Below are 21,310 nucleotides of genomic sequence, written 5' to 3' on the forward strand. Positions count from 1 at the left end.
AAAGTTATTTGTAAGTCGTAATAAGTAAAACATTAAACATTTTGTAAACTCGATTTAAACAATCTACTTCACATATCTCACATTTCACACAAAACAAACCACATTTCACATCTAACATTTCACATTTCACATTTCAAAAATAAAAATAAAAATATATGACAATAGAAGATCTTTTAAAAAGTAAAGTAATTGAAAATCCAATTAAGAGATTTAAAAAAGAACTGGAAGAAATCGTAAACAGCAGTCTGCTTTCGAAGTTGCTTTCAAAAACAAAACTGAAAAAAGAAGTGGCGGAGTTCGGTCTCGAACTGCTGAAACTTAAGGACAATTATTACAGTAATTATATTTCTTTAGGATCAAAAGAAGCCGAAAAGTTTGCGGCTTTGATACAAGAGAATTTGTGGGAAGACAAAAATTACTACGATTTGCTGCTTTATTTTTTCGGAGAAGAAAACGCTGCTTACGTAAAAGAAGCATGGAACAGACTGCCTCAAAAAATGTATCAGGATGGCTATACAAGACGTTCTTTTAGGGCGCCAAACCATAAAAATTATTTGTTGGTTAATCAGGTCAATTTTCTGCGCTCTTTATTAAACGGACCGAGTAAATACAATTATCAGGACAGCACTACTTTTTATTATGATTTGAGTATCGAAGATGAAATTCGTTATGATACGGAGATTTCAAATTCGGTTAATAAGTTCATGGTTTGGTCGGCAGCGTTGGATGCAGGTAAAGAAGGTCTTTTTCAATTATTCGAAGACATAATCTTCAATAAAGAGCCACACGGAAAAGTGTCCAGAAATATTATCAAAGCTCTTTTAAACAGCGAAAAGCAGGAAAACTGGGAACTGGTAGAAAAGTTACTTCTGGCTGCACAGCGTCAGGAAGGCTTGCGTCAGACGGTTTTAGAAGCCTTAGACGAAACGAGTATCGGAGCTTTGCAATACATGATTAAAGTGCTGATAGATAATAAGCTGACCCGTTTTTCATCGGTCGTACGAGCAATCGATACGTGGACAGGTCTGGGTTGGGAATCTGAAAAAGAAACTACGGTTCGAAATATTATCGAATTGGCTCATGGATATTTTACCAATCCGGAAACGATTCCGAATGGTGTTAAAAGCAAAAATAATAACGAAGTGTATATGGCACTTTGGGTTCAGGGCGTTTTAGATGTCGAGAAAACAGTTCCGTATCTGCACGAATTATTACAAAACGGTACGGTTGAAAAGAAATCGCTGGCACTGAAATTTGCAGGGGAAACCAATGATCCGTATATCGAAATGCCGCTGTATTTTAAAGCTTTAGAAGATGAAAATTTACAGGTTCTGGCATTTGCAGTTCCCAGAATGAATGCTTTGCTGGAAGCGAACACAAAATCGAAGTTTTATATCGAAAATACAGATTATCCGAACTTCTTTGATAAAGTGTATCATCTTGCGCAAACTATTACCGAAAAAGAAAAAACGTTTGAAGGGAAAGTTTTTTCGTGGCTGAATATCAAGTTCGAAAGAGATACGCTTTTTGCCGCAGCGATTAATTTGGTGGGTGATAACAACGAAAGATTAGAAGCCGTTCTACAACATTTTGAAGGCTTTTCTATCAATTTGAGAGAGAAACTGACCAGAAATTTATTGGGCAGTTTTTACAGCTATTCGTTCTACAGTCAGCAAAATAATAACAATCAAACGAAAACTGAACCAACCGATTTTCAGAGAAGTTTTGCATTGCGTATTCTAAAAGACAGGGGAGAATCTCTTGTAGCTTCGGCGGTTAATGTTTTGAATAATCTGAGTTTAACGGAAGAGGAATTAGCCGGTTTTCAGGAATTGTTTAAACGTAAAAATTCGAATTTAAAGAAGAATTTAACGGCAATTCTGATAAAGCAGGAAGATCAAAAAGTGATCAATTTTGTTCATCAGACTTTAGAAAAAGGCGATTTAGAACAGCGTATGTCGGTTTTGGATTTGATGCTCCAGCTTCAGAAAAATAACAAACTGACAGACAAAGTAAACGACTGGGTAAAAGAATATCAGCAAAGACCGAAAATTACCGAGAAAGAAACCAAATTTATTGAGCAGCTAGAACCTTCTAAAAAGAAAGATCTTTTAAGTGCAGAAAACGGTTATGGATTTTTTACGCCAAATGAATTTTCTCCTTACGAACTGCCAAAACCAAAAGCAGATTCTTTGTATACAAAAGCGGTAAAAGCAGAACAATACGGTTTCTTCAAATCGATGTCGCATATTAAAACTGAGATTGCGAAGCTTTATAAATTATATGAAGCGAATAAAAATTACGAATACGAAATTGAGAACTACGACAACAGCAAATCGACTGTTTTGCTTGGCAATACATTTAGACCATTAAAAAATCTAAAAGACGAAAAAGACTCAGAATTAGCAGCAACCAATTATCCGTTGTATGAGGTTTGGGCGGACTGGTTTGAAAATTCAGGTTTAGCCGAAAGAGATTTGTTTTTAATGACGCTGGTAAGCAATTGTGACCGAAAAATCTGGAGGGATTTTCTGGAAAAGCATGTTTTTTATTATAAAGAATTATTGCCGCACCAAAACAAAAGAGGTTACGATTGGGATAATGCTATTTTGCAGATTTTAAATGCTTTACAATTAAAATATTCCTTTGAAGAAAAAGCCGATTTCCTAATCGACGCCTGCAGTACTTTGTATGCTGATCTTCCGAAATCGGTAATCGAGTTTGATTACAAACCTGCTAAAGACGAGTATTATTACAATAACAACAACGGGAACGGCTGGCAGAGTCAGGGCTTTTTTGATATCTACCTGAATAAAATCGATTTACTTGATTTAACAGAAGAACAAAATACTAAAGTCTGGAATCTGCACAGGTGGAGACAATTAAACGGTTTAGAAAAAAACAGACCTTTTGCTAAGCCGCCAATTCATTTGTATTGTGTTGCATTTGAGCAAAAATTAATTACTGAAGGCGAATTGTACGAAGGAATTTTAGAAAGCGAAAGAATTTCAGTTTTAACTAGTGAAAGTAAACATTACAGACATTTTGGTAGTGAGGATTTAATTAAAAGATTCCCTTTTCTGGTTCCGATGATGGACAAAATCAGGGAAACATTTTTGGATGTTGAGGTAAAAAGAGGAGATTCTAATACTTCGGTCACACATTTGGTGCAGAGTTTCCAAAAGATATTTGGTGCCAATCGTTTGGTCGAATTGATTACGGCTCTTGGAAAAGCAAGTTTGTACAAAGGTTATATCTATTCATGGGGGTATACGGATTTAACGAAACAGAAATTATTCAGTTTCTTATTGAAAAGATGTTATCCGTTAGAAACCGATACACAGGAAAGTTTTGATGCATTAATTAAAAAAGCCAAAATCTCAGAAGAAAGATTGATTCAGACTGCGATTTATGCGCCGCAATGGCAAAATTTTATCAGCAGTTATTTAGACTGGAAGGGTCTGGATGAAGGAATCTGGTGGTTTCATGCGCACACCAAAACAGCGTCTTATAGTGCTACTAATTCAGAACTGGAAAGTGAAGCAGCAAGATTTTCGACTTTAGATTTGCAGGATTTTAAAGATGGCGCTGTAGATAAAGACTGGTTTACATCGGCTTACAAAAAATTAGGAAGAGCAAAATGGGAACTTTTATACGAATCTGCCAAATACGTAACAGACGGAAATGGTCACAGACGTGCGAGATTGTATGCTGATACGATTACGGGAGATTTGAAAATTAGAGAAGTTACCGCTAAGGTAAAAGACAAACGCGATCAGGATTATTTAAGGGTGTATGGATTGGTTCCGTTAAGTAAATCAAGTCCGGAAAAAGATATTTTGGCGCGTTACGAATATTTACAGCAATTTAAAAAAGAAAGTAAAGAATTCGGTTCGATGAAACAGGCGAGCGAAGCTTTGGCGATTCGTGTGGCTTTAGAAAACTTAGCCAGAAATGCCGGTTACCCGGATCCGGTTCGTCTGACCTGGGCTATGGAAACGAAGCAAGTTCAGAATATCTTATCAAAAGAAACCGAAGTGGTTTTAGACGATGTCACAATTAGCTTGGTCATTAACAAAGAAGGAAAAGCAGATTTAGTTACGTATAAAGCAGGGAAAGAATTAAAATCGATTCCGCCAAAATACAAAAAAGACAAAGGTATTCTGGAATTAACGAATTACAGAAAAACCATGCGCGAGCAATGGACACGTTCAAGAAAAGGATTAGAGGAAAGTATGATTCGCGGAGATGAGTTTTTATTCGCAGAAATGCAAAACCTTTTTGAGCATCCAATTATTTCAAAACACCTGGAGAAATTAGTTTTTATTTCTAATGACGATAAAATTGGTTTTTATGTCGATGGAAGTTTGGTAACGGGTTTAGGTGAAATGATTTCGTTAAACGAAAAACAAACTTTTAGAATTGCACACTGTTTTGATTTGCATAAAAATAATGTTTGGACAGATTATCAGAAATATTGTTTTGATAACAAATTGCAACAGCCATTTAAACAAATTTTCAGAGAATTATATGTTCCAACGCCAGACGAATTGAAAGAGAAATCTATTTCAAGACGTTATGCCGGACATCAGGTACAGCCAAACCAAACTTTGGCCTTATTGAAAACAAGAGGCTGGAAAGTAGATTATGAAGAAGGCTTGCAGAAAGTTTTTCACAAAGAAGGCTATCAGGTCAAAATGTACGCCATGGCAGATTGGTTTTCGCCGGCAGATGTTGAAAGTCCGACTTTAGAAACAATTGAATTCCATTCTTTAAAAGATTATAAAAATATTGCTTTCGAAGATATCAATCCGAGGATTTTCTCAGAAGTAATGCGCGATATTGATTTGGTGGTAAGCGTTGCGCATGTTGGTGGAGTAGATCCGGAAGCAAGTCATTCTTCTATCGAAATGAGAGGCGTTTTATTGAGAGAAACATTGCGATTGTTTAAAGTCAAAAATGTTGAAATCAAAGAAAACCATGCCATCATCAAAGGAAAACTTGCCGATTATAGTGTACATTTAGGAAGTGCAGTTGTACATCAGCTTCCGGGTAAATATTTATCGGTTCTGCCAATTCATTCGCAGCATAGAGGACGTTTGTTTCTTCCATTTGCAGATGATGATCCGAAATCGGCTGAAGTAATGTCTAAAGTTTTATTATTTGCCAAAGACAATGAAATTCAGGACCCGACTATTTTAAGTCAGATTGACAAAGTCTTTGTTTAAGTAAAATATTCCAAATAAAAAACGGCTGTCCTCAAAGGCAGCCGTTTCTAGTTGGTTTGTATTATTTTGATTTATTGAATATTCCCGTAGATTTTTGCGTAAAGATCTTTGTAGATTTCTTTAATAATTTTTCTTTTTAATTTTAGGGTTGGAGTCAATTGTCCTCCATCGATAGACCAGACATCAGGAGTAAGTTCAAAACGTTTGATTTGTTCCCAGTGTCCGAATTTTTTGTTGATGCCTTCAATTTCTTCATCAATGCGTTTAATCACATCAGGGTTTGAGGCGATTTCAGCGGTAGAATTTCCTAAAGTAATTTTATGGATTTTTGCCCATTCTTTTACAAATTCAAAATTTGGCTGAATAAAAGCTGCCGGCATTTTTTCGCCTTCACCAATTACCATAATCTGTTCAATAAAACGAGACTGTTTCATGGCGTTCTCAATCAGCTGAGGGGCAATGTATTTTCCTCCTGATGTTTTGAACATTTCTTTTTTACGGTCGGTAATTTTAAGGAAACCTTCGCTGTCAATTTCTCCAATATCTCCCGTATGGAAATATCCGTCCTGTAAAGCTTCAGCTGTTTTTTCAGGATCTTTATAGTAGCCTAACATTACATTTGGACCTTTTAAAATAATTTCACCGTCTTCAGCAATTTTAACTTCAACGTTACGAATAGGTTTACCAACGGTTCCAACTTTGAAACCTTTATTTCTTTGGTCGTTTACGGCAATTACAGGAGAAGTCTCCGTTAAACCATAACCTTCCATTACCGGAATTTCGGCAGCAGCAAAAACTCTGGATAAACGGGGTTGTAAAGCAGCACTTCCTGAAACCATTAAATCCAGTCTTCCGCCCAAACCTTCTTTCCATTTGCTAAAAATAAGCTTGCGGGCAATTTTTAACTGGAATTCATACCAGAAACCATTGGCTCCGTATGGTTCATATCGCAATCCTAAGTCAATAGCCCAGAAAAATAATTTTTTCTTGATACCGGTCAAATCAGATCCTTTTGCGTAAATTTTATCGTAAACTTTCTCTAAAAGCCTTGGTACTGCTGTAATAACAGTAGGTCGTACCTCTTTTAAGTTATCACTGATTTTTTCAATTGATTCTCCAAAATAAACCGAAACACCATAATATTGATAGATGTACAAAATCATTCTTTCAAAAATATGGCAGATAGGAAGGAAGCTCAGTGCAGTGCTTTTTCCAGCGTCAAACGGAATCCTTGGTGCACTGTCTAAAACATTGGAAACAATATTTTTGTGCGAAAGCATAACGCCTTTTGGTTTTCCTGTAGTTCCGGAAGTATAAATAATAGTAGCTAAATCGTCTGTCGTTATGCTGTTTTTTCGGGCTTCAACTTCTGCCTGATTGCTTTCGTCAGCACCCAAAGTCAGTAATTCCGACCAGTGTTTGCAGCCGGCAATTTCGTTAAACGAATAAACGTCTTTTAAAGTAGGTACATTTGCTTTTATGGCATTAACTTTTTGCAATACTTCTTCATCAGAAACAAAACAATAAATACTGCCGCTATGGTTTAGGATATATTCGTAATCTTCTTCTGCAATGGTTGGGTAAATCGGAACGTTTTGAGCTCCGGTTTGCAGGATACCAATATCCATGATATTCCACTCTGTGCGGTTGTTTGAAGTGATTAAGGCAATTTTGTCGTCTTTTTGAACACCCAGACGCAGCAATGCCCTTGAAACAGCATTAGCTTTGGCAATATAGTCATTGCTGGATGTTTTTTCCCAGACCCCGTTTTTTTTGGTAGCCAATGCAACCTGAAGGTTGTAGGTCTCTTGTTGATAATAAGGAAAATCAAAAAGGCGAGTGATTGTAACCATTTTATAAGATTTATTGATTTTATCGCAAATTAAATAAAAAATAGATAAAATTTTTATTTTGGTAAAATAAAATCCGAAATTTAAGAATGTGTTTTAAAAAGGAGCAAAAACATTTTTATTTTCGCATAAACAGATTTTATTCAGATTCCGGATCTTTTACTTCATTTGGATCGCCATAATATTTTACACGATCTCCCAAAAGATACATTTTTTTCTTGTTTGGAAGAATCAAAAATTGCGTATAAAGCCATTCACCGCTTCCTTTTAATTTGTACCAGAATGTATAAGACGAACTGTTGTATCCTTCTTTATAAATAGGAATACCTTCATCGGTGCATTCGATTCCCCATATCATCTCTTTTTTAGACAGAGTTTCCAATTGAAAAATTCCCGTTCCATCAGCATTTATCTGAATTATAGGTTGTTTTTTTCCTTCAATTAAATAAGTTCCTGCAACAGGCTGACCTACGTCTGTTGTCATAAAATGGGGATGGTATTTGTAGGTAATAGCTTCAATTTTAGCTTGTGCATGTAATTGTGATGCACCGATAAAAAAGGTTAAAAAAAGTAATTTTAAGGATTTCATCAAGGGTATGGATTTAATACTTGGGTTTATAATAATTTTTGGTATTTCTTTTTTGCGAATATAGTTTAAATTGGAACAGTTATTCTATAAATTATTAAAGCTTTTTAAAATTTTATTGTAAAAAAAAAACAGGCTTTATTTTGAGTTATTTATGAATTTTTTATTGGCGAAATGAATATGTTTCTCTCGAAATGATTATACATTTGCAATACTAAAAAACAATGTTTGCTGTTATATAGAAAAAGAAAAATATGAAAAATTTTTGGTTTTTGTTTTTAATGGGAGCTGTTGCGTTTGCTCAGGATTTTAACAAACTGGATTCCAATGGTAAAAAAGATGGCGTCTGGAAAGGTACTTATGAGGTTTCTAAAAGACTACGTTACGAAGGTACTTTTAGTCACGGAAAAGAAGTTGGTGTTTTTAAGTTTTTTGATGACACTAAAAAAGGAGACGTTATAGCAACACGCGATTTTAGTGCTAATGACGGAAGTGCCTATACTATTTTTTACGATCAGAAGAAAAATATTGTAAGTGAAGGAAAAGTGGTTGGGAAAAATTATGAGGGTGAATGGAAATATTACCATAAAGCTTCAAAAGTTTTAATGACTGTAGAAAATTATAAAAACGGAAAACTGGAAGGAAAAAGGACGGTTTATTATCCGAATGCAAAAATTGCTGAAGAAGTAACATACAAAAATGGTATGAAAGAAGGTATTTATAAAAAAATCGGGCAGAACGGTATTATTCAGGAGGAAACAACTTATGTCAAAGACCAGTTTAACGGTGAGGCTGTTTTTTATGATTTAGACGGGGCAGTGGCTTCAAAAGGTAGATTTCTAAACGGAAAAAAAGTGGGGATGTGGCAATTTTACCTAAAAGGAAAATTAACGAAAGAAGTCAATATGAGTGATCCGAAAAGCAATTATCAGGCAGACTCAAAGCCTAAAATGGAGTAGGTGTATTCTTGGTAAAACGATGCTTTTTTAAATTAAATATAGTAAGTTTATAACCTAAAATATTTAATCTATGAAAGTTAAAACTTTACTACTATTTTTATTTTTCTCAGCATCTTATGCCCAAAATCCGGCTGAAGCCGAAAAACTTGTTGAAGAAGGGATTGAGCTTCATGACAAAGGTGATTATCCAGGAGCAATTGCCAAGTATGGCAAAGCGCTGGAAGTTGATAAAAACAACTTGATGGCGCTGTCGGAAAAAGCATTGACTTTAAGTGCCTCAGGTCAATATGACGAAGCGATAAAAGCTTGTAAACAGATTATTTCTACTCATTCAAATGAAGATTTAAGTAATGTTTATGTTAGTTATGCAAATTCTTTAGATCACCTGAAAAAAACGGATGAGGCGCTGTCAATATATGAAGAGGGAATTCAGAAGTTTCCAAATTACTATCAGCTATATTTTAATAAAGGAATATGTTATGCCAATACCAACAAACCGCATGAAGCTATTGGCTGTTTTCAAAAAGCACTTTTAGTTAATCCTAATCATCCGGGCTCATTAAACGCAATCGCAATCATGGAAGCGGAAAGCAACCGAATCCCTTCAATTCTTGCATTTTCAAGGTTTTTAATATTAGAACCGCAAACACCAAGAGCTGAAAAAAATCTTGGAAGCCTGAAAAACCTCTTAATGCAGGGAGTTAAGCAAGAGGATAAGGGGATTACAATTAATATTAATTCTGATGTAGTTTCTGATTCAAAAAATAAAAAGAAAGAAAATGATTTTTCACAGGCAGATTTGATTTTATCTATGGCTGCAGCTTTGGATTTTGACGAAAAGAATCTAAACAAAACTGATGTTGAAAAATTTATTGGGAAATTTGAAACAATCTGTGCTTCACTTGATGAAACCAAAAAAGGCAATTCGGGGTTTTATTGGGAAAACCTGACTCCTTATTTTATAGAAATGAATAAGAAAAAAATGATTAAACCTTTTGGATATATTGCTTTCGCAGCTTCAGGAAATGAAGATGTTTCAAAATGGCTTCAGGAAAATCAGGCAGAACTTGAGAAATTCTATACATGGTCTACAGAATATAACTGGAAAAAGTAATTAAAAATTTCATCCAAATAATAGATTTGGATGAAATTTTTTAAAAGATAAATTGTTTAAATTTGATTTGCTAAAATTTTGATTTAAATGGATTTAAACGAACTTTCAGGAAGATTTTTTTTATTGTTTTTTTCAGTTCTGGTTTTGTGTTTTTTCTCCAATAGAAAAGATAATGAGACTATAAACCCGTTGATGGTCATTGTTGGACTTTGTACTTTTTCGCTTTGTTATCTGTTTACCAAAATTGAAATTGGAGTCGGAATAGGTTTTGGATTATTTGCTATTTTCTCCATTTTAAGGTTCAGAACACAATCGTTTACCGTAAATGCGATTATTTTTCTTTTTGCTACTATTACACTTTCTATTCTGGATATAATGTATCCGTTTGAAAAGATTGAAATTTTGTTGTTCTTTCAGTTGATAATTATCGGCTTCTATATTATCGCTTCTGTAATTGTAAATAAAAAAGCTTCTAAATATCTTAATTCAGTTGAGGTAAAAATTGCTTTAGAAACCAGTTTTGTATTAAACAATCAGGCCATTCGGAAATCTGTTCAGGAAAAAATTAATATCAAAGATTTTGATTTTAAAATTGTCAGTATAAATGGAGTTTTAAACGAAATTGAGGTATTGGTTTTCTATTGATTATTCATTAAAAGGTCGGACTTGTTTAATATATAAGTCTCTTTTCCCGCCGACAATCTTAAATTCGATATCTACAGGATGATATCGGTTTTTTTTCCAGTAACGGTACATTTTTTCTTCAATTGTCCTGCTGACCTGAAAAAGCCAGCTCATTTCTTTTCTCGTCAATAAAGGTTTGTTGTCGTTTAAATTAGAGTTCGAAGTATAATCGGCTTCAAAATCTTCTTCCTTTTCAGAATTAAAATAATAGGCAACAAATTGCTCGCAGATTTCGCCTTTTTCAGGTTTAACAACCGAGTTTTCTCCTTTTTGAACATTCACAGTAATACCTGGTAAATCTTTTCTAAAAATATTTTTTGTGATTACAACGCCATTGGCAAGTTCGTCCGGAAAAGACCGATGTACCAGAACACCCATGGCAATGTTTTGCTGGTCAATACCAAAAAGTTCTCTTTCGGTGTAAGAACCTTCGTTCCATGTGCTCGCCCAAACCTGTTTAATCGCTTTTTCAAAAGTTTTGATACTGTCTCCCAAAATTCCGGTTTTCGAATCGTACAAACCCGCACCATTAAAATCGTCTAAATCTTCTGCATTGGTTGAAGAGCGGAACCTGAAGTTTTTAAAAACCCTGTTTTCAAAATTTTTATTCAGTCTTGCAATTAGTTCGGGATCAATGGGTTCTTTTTTTATAGCATCTCTAATTTTTTTTAACTGCTGATTGACCCATTGTACTGAGTCTTTATGTGGTGAAGATAAAAGTTCTTTTATCAAGGGCGAAATGGTTTTTTTCTGAGTGTGCTTTAAATAAAAATAAAACGGAATGGCATAAGCATCTTCAGGTGTTTTAAACGATATTTCTTTTGAAATGGCAATGAGATAAGCCATGTTTTGAGCCTTCGAGCCAATATAATTCACTCCTTTTTTAGGGACTTTGGATAAATCTACCAATTGAGTGACGCTGCTGTCGATGCTTAATTTTTTCTTCTTTGAATTAATCTTTGCAATTATTTTTTTACTGCTTTCTTTGATGAAAAAGGTGTCGGTTTCAATTTTTAATTCTACTTTTTTTGAAAGTAATCTTTTGATATTAATGTCTTTATCAACAGTTGTGTATGCCATAATCGGGATTTTTCTGTTTTTACCTAAAAGAACCAAATGACTCAACGGAGTCTGAAGTTCGTTTACAATAATGCCTCTTACGTTGGGAAGAATATCAGGGGTTCCGTCTAAAATGATAATTTCATCAAGTTTTGGTGTTACACGTTCTAAATCCTTTATTTTATACTGTTTCAGTATGCCAATATTGTTTCCGGAAACCACTTCCTGATAGGTAACTTCGTTAAAAATATAATCTGATTTTACACAGGGGATTTTAAATTTACCCTTTTGATACCATTCTGTTTTTTCAGGGTTGTTGAGATAAAATTTTAAATTTTTTCCAATAAAAGTCGATTGTACAATTAGATTAAAAAAGCGTTCAGTAAGTACAATTGGCATGTGGTCAGATGCGGCAAGTTCAAAAATCCATTTGTCAGTACCTTTAATATGATTCAGATTTCCAAGTAAAAATTCCCTGTTTTTTTCGGTATTGCTGTAATTGTTATTGTTGAAAATCTCTAAGTCTTTGTCGTAACCTAAATAATTGGTAACGAATTCAAAATGCAGCGGAATATAACTGCTGTCGAAATAATACATTTTTTGTTTTTTTAAATCAAAGACAACTTTTACCGATTCAATATTCGAAAATTTATCAGACAAAGGTTTTCCCCGAAAGGCCTTAAAAGCTTCGTAATTTGGTAAGGAAGATGAATGACGTTGAGCACTCAGGGATGCCATTATGAAAAATAAAAACAGACTGTAAAAATGTTTTTTCATGACTTTTTTATTGAACATTAAAAGTAATTAAATAAACAATAAGTTTTATCTGTTCCGGGATTGGATAAACTGATGAAAACTGCCCGGATTATCTATAATTTGATGTATCTTTGCACCCTTGTAAAAACATAAACAATTTAGAATGAAACGTGTAGTTGTCGGACTTTCCGGAGGAGTAGATTCCAGTGTTGCCGCTTATTTGCTACAGCAGCAGGGATATGAAGTTATTGGCCTTTTTATGAAAAACTGGCACGATGACTCCGTTACTATTTCCAATGAATGCCCGTGGTTAGAAGACAGTAACGACGCATTATTGGTAGCAGAAAAACTTGGAATACCGTTTCAGACCGTTGATTTAAGCGAAGAATACAAAGAAAAAATCGTTGACTATATGTTCAACGAATACGAAAAGGGGAGAACTCCAAACCCTGACGTCCTTTGTAACCGCGAAATCAAATTTGATGTTTTTATGAAAATCGCCATGGGTCTTGGTGCCGATTATGTGGCAACAGGACATTATTGTCAAAAAAACGAAATAGAAGTTGACGGTAAACCAGTTTATCAGTTAATCGCCGGAGAAGATAATAATAAGGATCAGTCGTATTTTTTATGTCAGTTATCTCAGGATCAGTTGTCAAAAGCGTTGTTTCCAATCGGAGCTTTGACAAAACCACAAGTTAGGGAAATAGCTGCTGAAATGGATTTGGTAACAGCAGAAAAGAAAGATTCGCAAGGACTTTGTTTTATCGGAAAAGTCCGTTTGCCTGAATTTTTGCAGCAAAAATTACAGCCCAAGGAGGGGAAAATTGTTCAGATTGATAAAAATGATCCTATTTATGCTGTTGAAAAACCAGCCGGATTATCTTTAGAAGAAGAATTAAAAATTGAAGCCAAAAAATTAAATTATAGTCCTGATATGGGGAAATTTATGGGTAAACATCAGGGTGCTCATTATTTTACTGTTGGACAAAGAAAAGGACTAAATGTGGGCGGAACCACTGATCCGTTATTTGTTATTGCAACTGATGTTGAAACCAACACCATTTATACAGGTCTTACAAGCAATCACCCAGGGTTGTTTAAAAAAGCATTGTTTATAGAAAAATCCGAAGTGCACTGGATTCGTACCGATTTGGCTTTGAAAGCGGGAGAAAGTATGAGAGTAATGGCAAGAATTCGTTACCGTCAGCCTTTGCAAAAAGCAACTTTGCATCAGTTCGAAGACGGAATGTATGTAAGTTTTGAAGAACCTCAATCAGCCATTACAGAAGGGCAATTTGTGGCCTGGCATTTAGAAAATGAATTAGTAGGTTCGGGAGTAATTTCATAGCTTTATACTTTTTTAAAAAGGTTCTCACCTTAAAAAAGTATATTTTATGAAGAAACACTACGCTTTTTTATTTTTATTGATTTCGACTGTGATGTTTTCACAGGAAGAGGCCTGGGTATATTTTAATGCTAAACCCAATGCTCAGACTTATCTGGATTCTCCTTTATTAATGCTTTCGCAGCGTGCTCTGGACCGCAGGACGAATCAAAATATTGCTTTAAATTTTTCCGATGTCCCTTTGGAAACCACTTATGTGAATCAGGTAAAAGCAAGCACAGGAATCACGATAATGGCGCAGTCTAAATGGCTGAATGCACTTCATATCAGAGGAACTCAGGTTAATATTAATGCTTTAAAGATATTTGCCTTTGTGGACAAAGTAGTTTTTGCAGATAAATCTTTGAATTTAACCGGAAAAAAAGCTGCAGAAACTAAAATTTCCCAAACAGGCGAAAAGCTAAATACAACAGTTAATTATAACTATGGCTCTTCGGCTAACCAAATTCAGATGCTTAACGGACATGTTTTACATCAGCAAAATTTTACCGGAACCGGAAAAATAATTGCCGTTATGGATGCAGGTTTTCCGGGTGTAAACACGGCTCAGCCCTTTCAGAGACTACGTGATAATAACCTGATTTTAGGGGGATATGATTTTGTTTCCAGAAATACTAATTTTTATGCTGGTGGAAATCATGGAACGATGGTGCTTTCTACAATGGGCGGTTATAAAGAAAATGCTTTAGTTGGCACAGCTCCGGATGCATCTTATTATCTGTTTAGAACAGAAATTGATGCAGAAGAAAATCCGGTTGAAGAATCACTTTGGGTAGAAGCAGCTGAAAAAGCAGACAGTTTAGGTGTCGATATAATTACCACTTCATTAGGATATTTTGCGGATCGTGACAATTCAAGATATAATTATACCTATAGTGATATGAATGGAGTGACTACTTTTATTTCGCGTGGTGCAGAAATAGCTTTTAGTAAAGGGATAATTGTGGTGGCTTCTGCCGGAAACGAAGGAGGACAGACCGAAAAACATATTGGCGGGCCTGCCGATGCCGTTTCTGTTATTGCGGTTGGAGCTGTTAGCGCAGCCAAATCAAGATCATCTTTTAGTTCTATAGGTCCAAGTTATGACAAAAGAATAAAACCTGATGTTATGGCACAAGGAGAGACTGTTGTAATTTCTGATACTTCAGGAAACATTGGTACTTCTCAGGGCACTTCATTTTCATGTCCAATTATGGCCGGAATGATTGCTTGCTTATGGCAGGCTTTTCCTGAAAAAACGAATCAGGAAATTAGAAATATGGTTATGCAGTCTTCTGATAAGTATTTAACACCGGATAATAATTACGGTTACGGAATCCCTAATTTTGGAACAACTTTGGAAGTTGATAGTTTTGTAAACAGCGACTTTAAGGTATATCCAAATCCCGCAAGTACACATATTACATTTTCGTTTTTGAACGAAATTAATGATGCTGTAGTTTCAGTTTATTCGGTTTTGGGGCAAAAGGTATTGGACAAAAAAATTACGGAACAAAATTCGGTTATTTCTGTAGAATCGTTAAAAAGCGGACTTTACTTTTACATTATAAATGCCGGCGATTTGCACAAAACAGGAAAAATTATAAAACAATAACAATTTTTGAATGAATAAAATCACTCAGCTTTTCAATATAAAATATCCAATAATTCAGGGGGGAATGATTTGGAACAGCGGTTACAAATTGGCTTCTGCTGTTAGTAATGCTGGTGGTTTGGGACTTATCGGAGCGGGATCAATGTATCCCGAAGTTTTACGGGAGCACATTCAGAAATGTAAAAAGGCTACAGATAGGCCATTTGGTGTCAATATTCCGATGTTGTATCCAAATATTGAAGAAATCATGAATATAGTGGTTGCTGAAGGAGTAAAAATTGTTTTTACCTCTGCAGGAAATCCTAAGACCTGGACTTCTTTTTTAAAATCAAAAGGTATTACTGTAGTGCATGTTGTGAGCAGCAGTGTGTTTGCTGTTAAAGCTCAGGAAGCAGGTGTAGATGCAATAGTAGCAGAGGGTTTCGAAGCCGGAGGCCACAACGGTCGTGACGAAACAACAACTCTGACACTGATTCCGATGGTTAAAGAAAAAATCAATATTCCAATTATAGCTGCAGGTGGAATTGCTACCGGAAGAGGAATGCTGGCGGTAATGGTTCTGGGGGCAGATGGTGTACAGATTGGAAGCCGTTTTGCAGCATCTCTGGAATCTTCAGCCCACAATAATTTCAAAGAAAAAATAGTGAGTATAAAAGAAGGAGAGACTCAATTAACACTGAAAGAGCTGGCACCCGTTCGGTTGATTAAAAATAAGTTTTATCAGGATGTTCAGGATTTATATGCAAAATGCCCTTCAAAAGAAGACCTGGAAAAACTTTTAGGAAGGGCGAGAGCAAAAAAAGGAATGTTTGAAGGCGATCTTGAGGAAGGAGAACTTGAAATAGGACAAATTGCAGGATTAATTCATGATATTTTGCCTGTTGATCAAATTATACAGCAAATAATGTCCGATTTTGACGCTGCCTGTCAGGAAAAAAGTAAATTTGAATTTTAATCGCCCCAAACTACATTATGAATATTTTACGCAACTATATTTTTCTTCTTTTTTTAGCATTTTCTGTACAGCAATCTTACGGGCAGTCGTACCGTTTCAAAACTTCAGGTTTTAGTGTTTTACAGAAAAATCAAAAAGGACAATGGGGAGAGTGGTCTAATTTAGATTTGGTAAATCTTTCCGTGGTTTTAGATACCGATAAACATAGAATTGTAGTTTATTCTCAGGAAATTCAGCTTTTTAATATTCTGGATTATATTGATAGAGAAGAAAACGATACAGATATTGTGTATTCTTTTATCTGTAAAGACAACGAAGGAAGAGATTGCAAACTTTCAATTATAACCCGGAAAAAACAGGATTATCGTAAGCAGCTTTATATTAATTACGACGATCATATTTTTGTTTATAATATTTTTACGGTCTAAGAGTTAAAAAAAAAAGAAACCCTGCAATTTTTATAAATTGCAGGGTTTCTTTTAGGGAGTTTTTCAGAAGTTTAACAATTATTCAATATCCTTAATGAACTCATCATATTCTAAGTAGAACATTTCCAGGGCATGCATTTTTTCGTTGAAAAAATCAAAAATGTCGTCCCAGTTATTTCGGTTGCTAAAGCCAATACCGGATTTTTCAACCCAAATTCGGCTTATGGTTTTGCCGCTTTCTAAAGTATAGTTTTTTTCGAAAACCAAATCTTTAACAAATTCCTCTTCCAGAATATTTTTTAAAGCCTCAATTTTTTCAAAATAGGCATTTCGTTTTTCGTCACTTCGGTGTTCGATATCTATTAAAACCTGTGCCTTTTTATTGTCGACATAAAATTTAAAAGAAAAGTCTTTAATTTTGGTATCATATAGGATCCATTTACGCGGATACTTTTCGGCGAAAGCCACCCAAAATTCTCTTTTCATTTTTTGTGATTCTTCTCTGCTGTACATTTTCAGGGATTTGATTTTAGAAAACTTGTGCAAGCGCGTTTTCTGGACTATATTTATATTTTATTTGTTTGAAAGTACAAAAATAAACTTTGATTATGGATTTTCAAGATTTTTTGCAACATCTTCCTAATATAATTCCGGCCGAACTTCCGGCCGAAAAAGCACATGTAAAAATGGCTCCTTTAGAGCGTGTTCAGCTAATGAAGAATCTTGATTTATCGACTAAGAATCCCAGAATTGCCGCTGTAATGATGTTGTTGTATCCTAAAAATAAAAAGACACATCTGATTTTAATTGTTCGAAATGCTTACAACGGCGTTCATTCCTCGCAAATTGCGTTTCCCGGTGGGAAATATGAGACTTCTGACGCTGATTTTCAGGAAACGGCTTTACGGGAAACGCATGAAGAAATTGGAATTTCAGCCGAAAAAATTGAAATCATCAAACAATTTACCCCAATGTACATTCCGCCCAGCAATTTTCTGGTGCATCCTTTTTTGGGGATTTCTTCTCAGGAACTTTCATTTTATCCGGATATAAGGGAAGTTGCTGATATTATTGAACTTCCGCTTTCTGTTTTTTTGAATGATGAAATCATAATTGAGGCTACATTATCAACTTCTTATGCAGACAATATCTCAGTGCCGGCATTTAATATCCAGAATCATATGGTTTGGGGTGCGACGGCCATGATATTAAGCGAATTAAGGGAAGTTCTGAAAATTGCCTTTGATCAAAAGATTTAAAAACGTAAATTTAATGATTTGATATTCATTAAGATACCTGTTTCTTTTCGAAATAGTTTATAGTAATTGCTAAAAAAATAATTTTTGTATGTTTGCGACTTAACAAAAATAACATAATTCACAGCTATGGGATTGTTTAAACGAAATCCTTTCGGACATATATTATTTATCAAAAAATGGCTGATCCGTATTTTGGGAGCTATGACACATAAACGATATAGAGGTTTTAATGATTTACAGATTGATGGATCTGAAATAATTAAATCGCTGCCCGATACTAACGTTTTATTCATATCCAACCATCAGACTTATTTTGCTGATGTGGTGGCTATGTTTCATGTTTTTAATGCAAGTTTGAGCGGTCGTCAGGATACCATTAAGAATATAGGATATTTATGGCAGCCTAAAATGAATATTTATTATGTTGCCGCAAAAGAGACAATGCAGGCAGGATTATTGCCAAGAATTTTAGCTTACGTAGGCGCAATAACTGTAGAAAGAACCTGGCGTACCAAAGGAGTTGATGTAACTGAAAAAAGGGATGTTAACCCAAATGATACTGAAAACATCAAAATAGCACTTAATGATGGCTGGGTAATTACATTTCCGCAGGGTACAACAAAATCGTTTAAACCCGTCCGAAAAGGAACAGCGCACATTATCAAACAGCATAAACCCATTGTGATTCCGATTGTTATTGATGGTTTTCGTCGTTCTTTTGATAAAAAAGGATTGCGGATGAAAAAGAAAAATATCCTGCAGTCATTTATTATCAAAGAGCCTCTTGAGATTGATTATGAGAATGATACAATCGATGAGATTGTAGAAAAAGTAGAATACGCAATAGAACAGCATCCCTCATTTTTAAAGGTTATTCCAGCAGAAGAATTAAAAGCGCAGGAAGAACTTAATGAGATGAGAAGATGGAGTTATAAAGGGCCGGAAAACGAAAATTAGATTTTAAGAATATTTATAATAAAAACTTTCGCTTAGAAATCAATTTTCTTCAATTCTTTATAATTGGCGTACAAGCGGCGTAACAAAGTTCCGTACAGTAATCTGTAAATACACCAGAACATTCCGAAGAATCCTAATATGATAAGGAATAAAATTCCAATCGTAAAAAACATTGCTTTTCCGTTAAGCGCCAGTTTTTCTCTTAAAAAGGCCATGTCGGGATTGTAAACAAAAGCAATAAAATAACTTATTATCGAAATAACAACCATCATTGCAAGATTGTACCAAACATAATACTGAACTGTCTTTCGGGTTTTTAAAATAGCACTCATTAAGTTTTTTGTTGCTACTGTTGTTGATATTGTTTTGTAGTTTTTATAAAATATAATTACAAAAATCAAAACGACTACATAGTTAAAATAGGTTAAAATGTCAAGAATTAATACAATTTCTGGATGATTGATTTTTCTTAAAACATCATCCGTATTGATAAATACGTTAGAACAAGTCCAGAATAAAAATTCTAAAATACTGATGATTAATATCCACTTCACAATTGAAGAGGACTTTTTATGAATCATTTTATAGATTTCTTTTTCAGAAATTTGTTCAAAAGAATCCGAGTTCTTTTGCCAGTCTTTTTTTAATAAATCCAGTTCTTTCATGGTGGTATTTTAAGGATTTAATATTTTTTTAAGTTTCCCTTTAATTCTGTTCATTTTCACACGTGCATTCACTTCGCTGATACCTAATGTCTCGGCTATTTCCTGATAATCTTTGTCTTCGAGATACATGAAAACTAATGCTTTTTCAATATCGTTGAGCTGATAAACTGCTTTGTACATCAGTTTGATCTGTTCTTCTTCTTCATAATTGTAATCGACATCTTTAGCAAAATGCTGTTGGCTTTCATAGCTTACGGTCGATATGGTTCGTTTGGTTTTTCGGTATAGGGTAATGGCTGTATTTAAGGCAACGCGATAGGCCCAGGTTGAAAATTTGCTCTCACCCCTAAATTTAGGATATGCTTTCCAGAGCTGAATAGTAATTTCCTGAAACAAGTCTTTATGTGCGTCTTCGCTATCAGTATATAATCTACAAATCTTGTGGATTATATTCTGATTTGCCTGCAGCTGCGCAACAAATGACTGTTCTAGATTTTCGCTCATGAAATATTAGTAGCTGTGTAATTTATTTTGTTACAGTTGAATTTTGTTTTTTTTTTATTAGAATGAAAAGCATTTTTCTTTTAAAGTTGTGAAAAAAATTATAACGGTCTATTTTTGTAGTAATTTACCATCAAATCGACAAATTTACTGTAGCTTTCCATTCCGTCTTTTTGATTGTTTGTTTTTAAAAAATTATCATAAAGAAAATGAAAGCCTTCGTCAATAAAGGTGTCGTATTTTTTCCAGAAATCCTGACTTTCCTTGTAGTTTTTTAAGATTCCGGTGTGAGTTTGTTTTTTTAAACGTTCGAAAACTTTCTCGTTTTTAAATTGCCAGATTCCAAGGCAATAGCGCAGGGCAAAACTGTATCCAGAATATTGATAGTATAAATTTTCATTTTTTACCGTTGCCAGAACGCCAATAAAATTACATTCACTTTCGCTCGCAAATCCTATCTGATGCGCCATTTCATGTGAGCTGGTTATCGGAAAATTGTACATCGGAAGCAAATCGTTTACCTGTGCTTCATTGGTAAAAGGATTCAGGTAACCTCCAAAACCCATGTAGGTCAGAGGGATACTGAACAAAGATTTCTTAACGCTTAAGATTTCATATTTGAAATAAGGATTTTCTTTAGCCAGATTATTATAACCGCTGATATTCATCTGAAAAACTTCTTTCTGTGAATACGGGAAAACTACTTTTGCGCTATCATTTTTCGTGATTTTAAAGTGAATTTCATTTGTTTTAGCAATCAATCGTTTTGTGAAAGCCAAAAGTTCAGCATCAGTATATTCTTTTTTAATTTCCATTTTCTGAAAAAGAGGCTCTCGATAATAGTTGAATGCCCAAAGCAGATGAAAGAAAAAGTAAAAAACAGATATTTTGCCTGTAATTTTTAAAAGATGGTTTTTCCATTCTGTTTTCCATGTTTTTCGTGTTTTCCAAAACCAGCCTATTATAGAAATGATTAATACAGCATAAATACAGTCGCCGACAGAAAAGGGAATTTTGCCCAAAAGTGTTCTTGAGAAATGTGAAATCCTGATGTAAAAATTATTGCTGTAAAAGCCTTCAACAAAATCCGGAAAGTAACGCAGGATTTTTAAAAAGACAATCTGAAAAAGAAGAAACAGAGGTAAAACGTATTTTGATTTCACAGTGTAATTTTTAGATACGTAAATATAAATACAATATTATTATTAAAAAAGACTGTATTTGCCGGGTTTAGGTTTGAGGATTTAAAATAGTACTAATTAGTACAATTCCTGGTAAAAAGAAAATATAAACTTTGTAACTTTGAA

The 21,310-nt window shown here is 34.4% G+C and carries 17 protein-coding genes; 10 read left to right on the forward strand and 7 right to left on the reverse strand.

Translation table 11 applies throughout. The features are described 5' to 3' along the window. Positions 1-155 precede the first annotated feature (155 nt). Complete coding sequence (locus tag AAEO57_RS11665) at positions 156-5,228, forward strand: DUF4132 domain-containing protein (RefSeq protein ID WP_341692770.1); 5,073 nt, start codon at positions 156-158, stop codon at positions 5,226-5,228. Positions 5,229-5,299: 71 nt separating this feature from the next. Here the strand turns inward: AAEO57_RS11665 and AAEO57_RS11670 are convergent, their stop codons facing one another. Together AAEO57_RS11670 and AAEO57_RS11675 are read right to left on the reverse strand one after the other, a co-directional pair. Beyond that, positions 5,300-7,081 carry an AMP-dependent synthetase/ligase gene (locus AAEO57_RS11670; RefSeq protein WP_341692771.1) on the reverse strand — a complete coding sequence of 594 codons (1,782 nt, stop codon included), beginning with the start codon at positions 7,079-7,081 and terminating at the stop codon, positions 5,300-5,302. Between the two features lie 136 nt (positions 7,082-7,217). Beyond that, entirely contained in the window at positions 7,218-7,667 is a 450-nt protein-coding gene (locus tag AAEO57_RS11675; RefSeq protein WP_341692772.1) for a hypothetical protein, read from the reverse strand. A 251-nt stretch (positions 7,668-7,918) separates the two neighbouring features. On the opposite strand from AAEO57_RS11675, the gene AAEO57_RS11680 reads away from it, so the two are divergent. The 3 genes from AAEO57_RS11680 (at position 7,919) to AAEO57_RS11690 (ending at position 10,382) form a co-directional block, all read left to right on the forward strand. Next, positions 7,919-8,623, forward strand: a complete 705-nt coding sequence (locus tag AAEO57_RS11680) for a toxin-antitoxin system YwqK family antitoxin (RefSeq protein WP_341692773.1) — start codon at positions 7,919-7,921, stop codon at positions 8,621-8,623. 70 nt (positions 8,624-8,693) lie between these two features. After that, positions 8,694-9,737 (forward strand): tetratricopeptide repeat protein, encoded by a 1,044-nt coding sequence (locus AAEO57_RS11685; RefSeq protein WP_341692774.1) that lies wholly within the window; start codon positions 8,694-8,696, stop codon positions 9,735-9,737. 87 nt (positions 9,738-9,824) lie between these two features. After that, the gene (locus AAEO57_RS11690) at positions 9,825-10,382 is read left to right on the forward strand and encodes a DUF4956 domain-containing protein (RefSeq protein ID WP_341692775.1); all 558 of its coding nucleotides are present in this window, start codon (positions 9,825-9,827) and stop codon (positions 10,380-10,382) included. Here AAEO57_RS11690 and AAEO57_RS11695 read toward each other — a convergent pair whose 3' ends face one another. Next, on the reverse strand, positions 10,383-12,257 hold the full coding sequence (locus AAEO57_RS11695) for a PEP/pyruvate-binding domain-containing protein (protein ID WP_341692776.1): 1,875 nt from the start codon (positions 12,255-12,257) through the stop codon (positions 10,383-10,385). A 142-nt stretch (positions 12,258-12,399) separates the two neighbouring features. Here AAEO57_RS11695 and mnmA point away from each other — a divergent pair, with 142 nt between their 5' ends. Genes mnmA through AAEO57_RS11715 form a run of 4 tightly spaced genes read left to right on the forward strand, consistent with a single transcriptional unit; the run spans position 12,400 to position 16,621 of the window. Then, positions 12,400-13,587: a tRNA 2-thiouridine(34) synthase MnmA gene (gene mnmA / locus AAEO57_RS11700; protein ID WP_341692777.1), complete on the forward strand. Its 1,188-nt coding sequence runs from the start codon at positions 12,400-12,402 to the stop codon at positions 13,585-13,587. Positions 13,588-13,633: 46 nt separating this feature from the next. After that, positions 13,634-15,238, forward strand: a complete 1,605-nt coding sequence (locus tag AAEO57_RS11705) for a S8 family serine peptidase (protein ID WP_341692779.1) — start codon at positions 13,634-13,636, stop codon at positions 15,236-15,238. Positions 15,239-15,248: 10 nt separating this feature from the next. Next, positions 15,249-16,193, forward strand: a complete 945-nt coding sequence (locus tag AAEO57_RS11710; protein WP_341692781.1) for an NAD(P)H-dependent flavin oxidoreductase — start codon at positions 15,249-15,251, stop codon at positions 16,191-16,193. 17 nt (positions 16,194-16,210) lie between these two features. Next, positions 16,211-16,621, forward strand: coding sequence for a hypothetical protein (locus AAEO57_RS11715; protein WP_341692783.1), 411 nt, complete (start codon positions 16,211-16,213; stop codon positions 16,619-16,621). A gap of 78 nt (positions 16,622-16,699) precedes the next feature. On the opposite strand, the gene AAEO57_RS11720 is transcribed toward AAEO57_RS11715, so the two are convergent. Continuing rightward, positions 16,700-17,134: a DUF4268 domain-containing protein gene (locus tag AAEO57_RS11720; RefSeq protein WP_341692785.1), complete on the reverse strand. Its 435-nt coding sequence runs from the start codon at positions 17,132-17,134 to the stop codon at positions 16,700-16,702. Between the two features lie 95 nt (positions 17,135-17,229). Here AAEO57_RS11720 and AAEO57_RS11725 point away from each other — a divergent pair, with 95 nt between their 5' ends. Together AAEO57_RS11725 and AAEO57_RS11730 are read left to right on the forward strand one after the other, a co-directional pair. Continuing rightward, positions 17,230-17,880, forward strand: coding sequence for an NUDIX hydrolase (locus tag AAEO57_RS11725; protein ID WP_341692787.1), 651 nt, complete (start codon positions 17,230-17,232; stop codon positions 17,878-17,880). Between the two features lie 126 nt (positions 17,881-18,006). Beyond that, entirely contained in the window at positions 18,007-18,837 is an 831-nt protein-coding gene (locus tag AAEO57_RS11730; RefSeq protein ID WP_341692789.1) for a lysophospholipid acyltransferase family protein, read from the forward strand. 32 nt (positions 18,838-18,869) lie between these two features. Here AAEO57_RS11730 and AAEO57_RS11735 read toward each other — a convergent pair whose 3' ends face one another. The 3 genes from AAEO57_RS11735 to AAEO57_RS11745 form a co-directional block, all read right to left on the reverse strand. Next, on the reverse strand, positions 18,870-19,502 hold the full coding sequence (locus tag AAEO57_RS11735; protein ID WP_341692791.1) for a hypothetical protein: 633 nt from the start codon (positions 19,500-19,502) through the stop codon (positions 18,870-18,872). Positions 19,503-19,511: 9 nt separating this feature from the next. Further along, the gene (locus AAEO57_RS11740; RefSeq protein WP_341692793.1) at positions 19,512-20,006 is read right to left on the reverse strand and encodes an RNA polymerase sigma factor; all 495 of its coding nucleotides are present in this window, start codon (positions 20,004-20,006) and stop codon (positions 19,512-19,514) included. 98 nt (positions 20,007-20,104) lie between these two features. Further along, positions 20,105-21,166 carry a DUF3810 domain-containing protein gene (locus AAEO57_RS11745; RefSeq protein WP_341692795.1) on the reverse strand — a complete coding sequence of 354 codons (1,062 nt, stop codon included), beginning with the start codon at positions 21,164-21,166 and terminating at the stop codon, positions 20,105-20,107. Between the last annotated feature and the right edge of the window lie 144 nt (positions 21,167-21,310).

This window comes from Flavobacterium calami, from assembly GCF_038290035.1.
GTDB lineage: Bacteria > Bacteroidota > Bacteroidia > Flavobacteriales > Flavobacteriaceae > Flavobacterium > Flavobacterium calami.

Bases quoted from the DNA above. Each gene is read 5' to 3' on its own strand.
- AAEO57_RS11715 (WP_341692783.1), top strand. From the start codon at position 16,211: ATGAATATTTTACGCAACTATATTTTTCTTCTTTTTTTAGCATTTTCT.
- AAEO57_RS11720 (WP_341692785.1), bottom strand. From the start codon at position 17,134: ATGTACAGCAGAGAAGAATCACAAAAAATGAAAAGAGAATTTTGGGTG.
- AAEO57_RS11725 (WP_341692787.1), top strand. From the start codon at position 17,230: ATGGATTTTCAAGATTTTTTGCAACATCTTCCTAATATAATTCCGGCC.
- AAEO57_RS11665 (WP_341692770.1), top strand. From the start codon at position 156: ATGACAATAGAAGATCTTTTAAAAAGTAAAGTAATTGAAAATCCAATT.
- AAEO57_RS11670 (WP_341692771.1), bottom strand. From the start codon at position 7,081: ATGGTTACAATCACTCGCCTTTTTGATTTTCCTTATTATCAACAAGAG.
- mnmA (WP_341692777.1), top strand. From the start codon at position 12,400: ATGAAACGTGTAGTTGTCGGACTTTCCGGAGGAGTAGATTCCAGTGTT.
- AAEO57_RS11735 (WP_341692791.1), bottom strand. From the start codon at position 19,502: ATGAAAGAACTGGATTTATTAAAAAAAGACTGGCAAAAGAACTCGGAT.
- AAEO57_RS11705 (WP_341692779.1), top strand. From the start codon at position 13,634: ATGAAGAAACACTACGCTTTTTTATTTTTATTGATTTCGACTGTGATG.
- AAEO57_RS11685 (WP_341692774.1), top strand. From the start codon at position 8,694: ATGAAAGTTAAAACTTTACTACTATTTTTATTTTTCTCAGCATCTTAT.
- AAEO57_RS11730 (WP_341692789.1), top strand. From the start codon at position 18,007: ATGGGATTGTTTAAACGAAATCCTTTCGGACATATATTATTTATCAAA.
- AAEO57_RS11740 (WP_341692793.1), bottom strand. From the start codon at position 20,006: ATGAGCGAAAATCTAGAACAGTCATTTGTTGCGCAGCTGCAGGCAAAT.
- AAEO57_RS11695 (WP_341692776.1), bottom strand. From the start codon at position 12,257: ATGAAAAAACATTTTTACAGTCTGTTTTTATTTTTCATAATGGCATCC.
- AAEO57_RS11675 (WP_341692772.1), bottom strand. From the start codon at position 7,667: ATGAAATCCTTAAAATTACTTTTTTTAACCTTTTTTATCGGTGCATCA.
- AAEO57_RS11690 (WP_341692775.1), top strand. From the start codon at position 9,825: ATGGATTTAAACGAACTTTCAGGAAGATTTTTTTTATTGTTTTTTTCA.
- AAEO57_RS11710 (WP_341692781.1), top strand. From the start codon at position 15,249: ATGAATAAAATCACTCAGCTTTTCAATATAAAATATCCAATAATTCAG.
- AAEO57_RS11680 (WP_341692773.1), top strand. From the start codon at position 7,919: ATGAAAAATTTTTGGTTTTTGTTTTTAATGGGAGCTGTTGCGTTTGCT.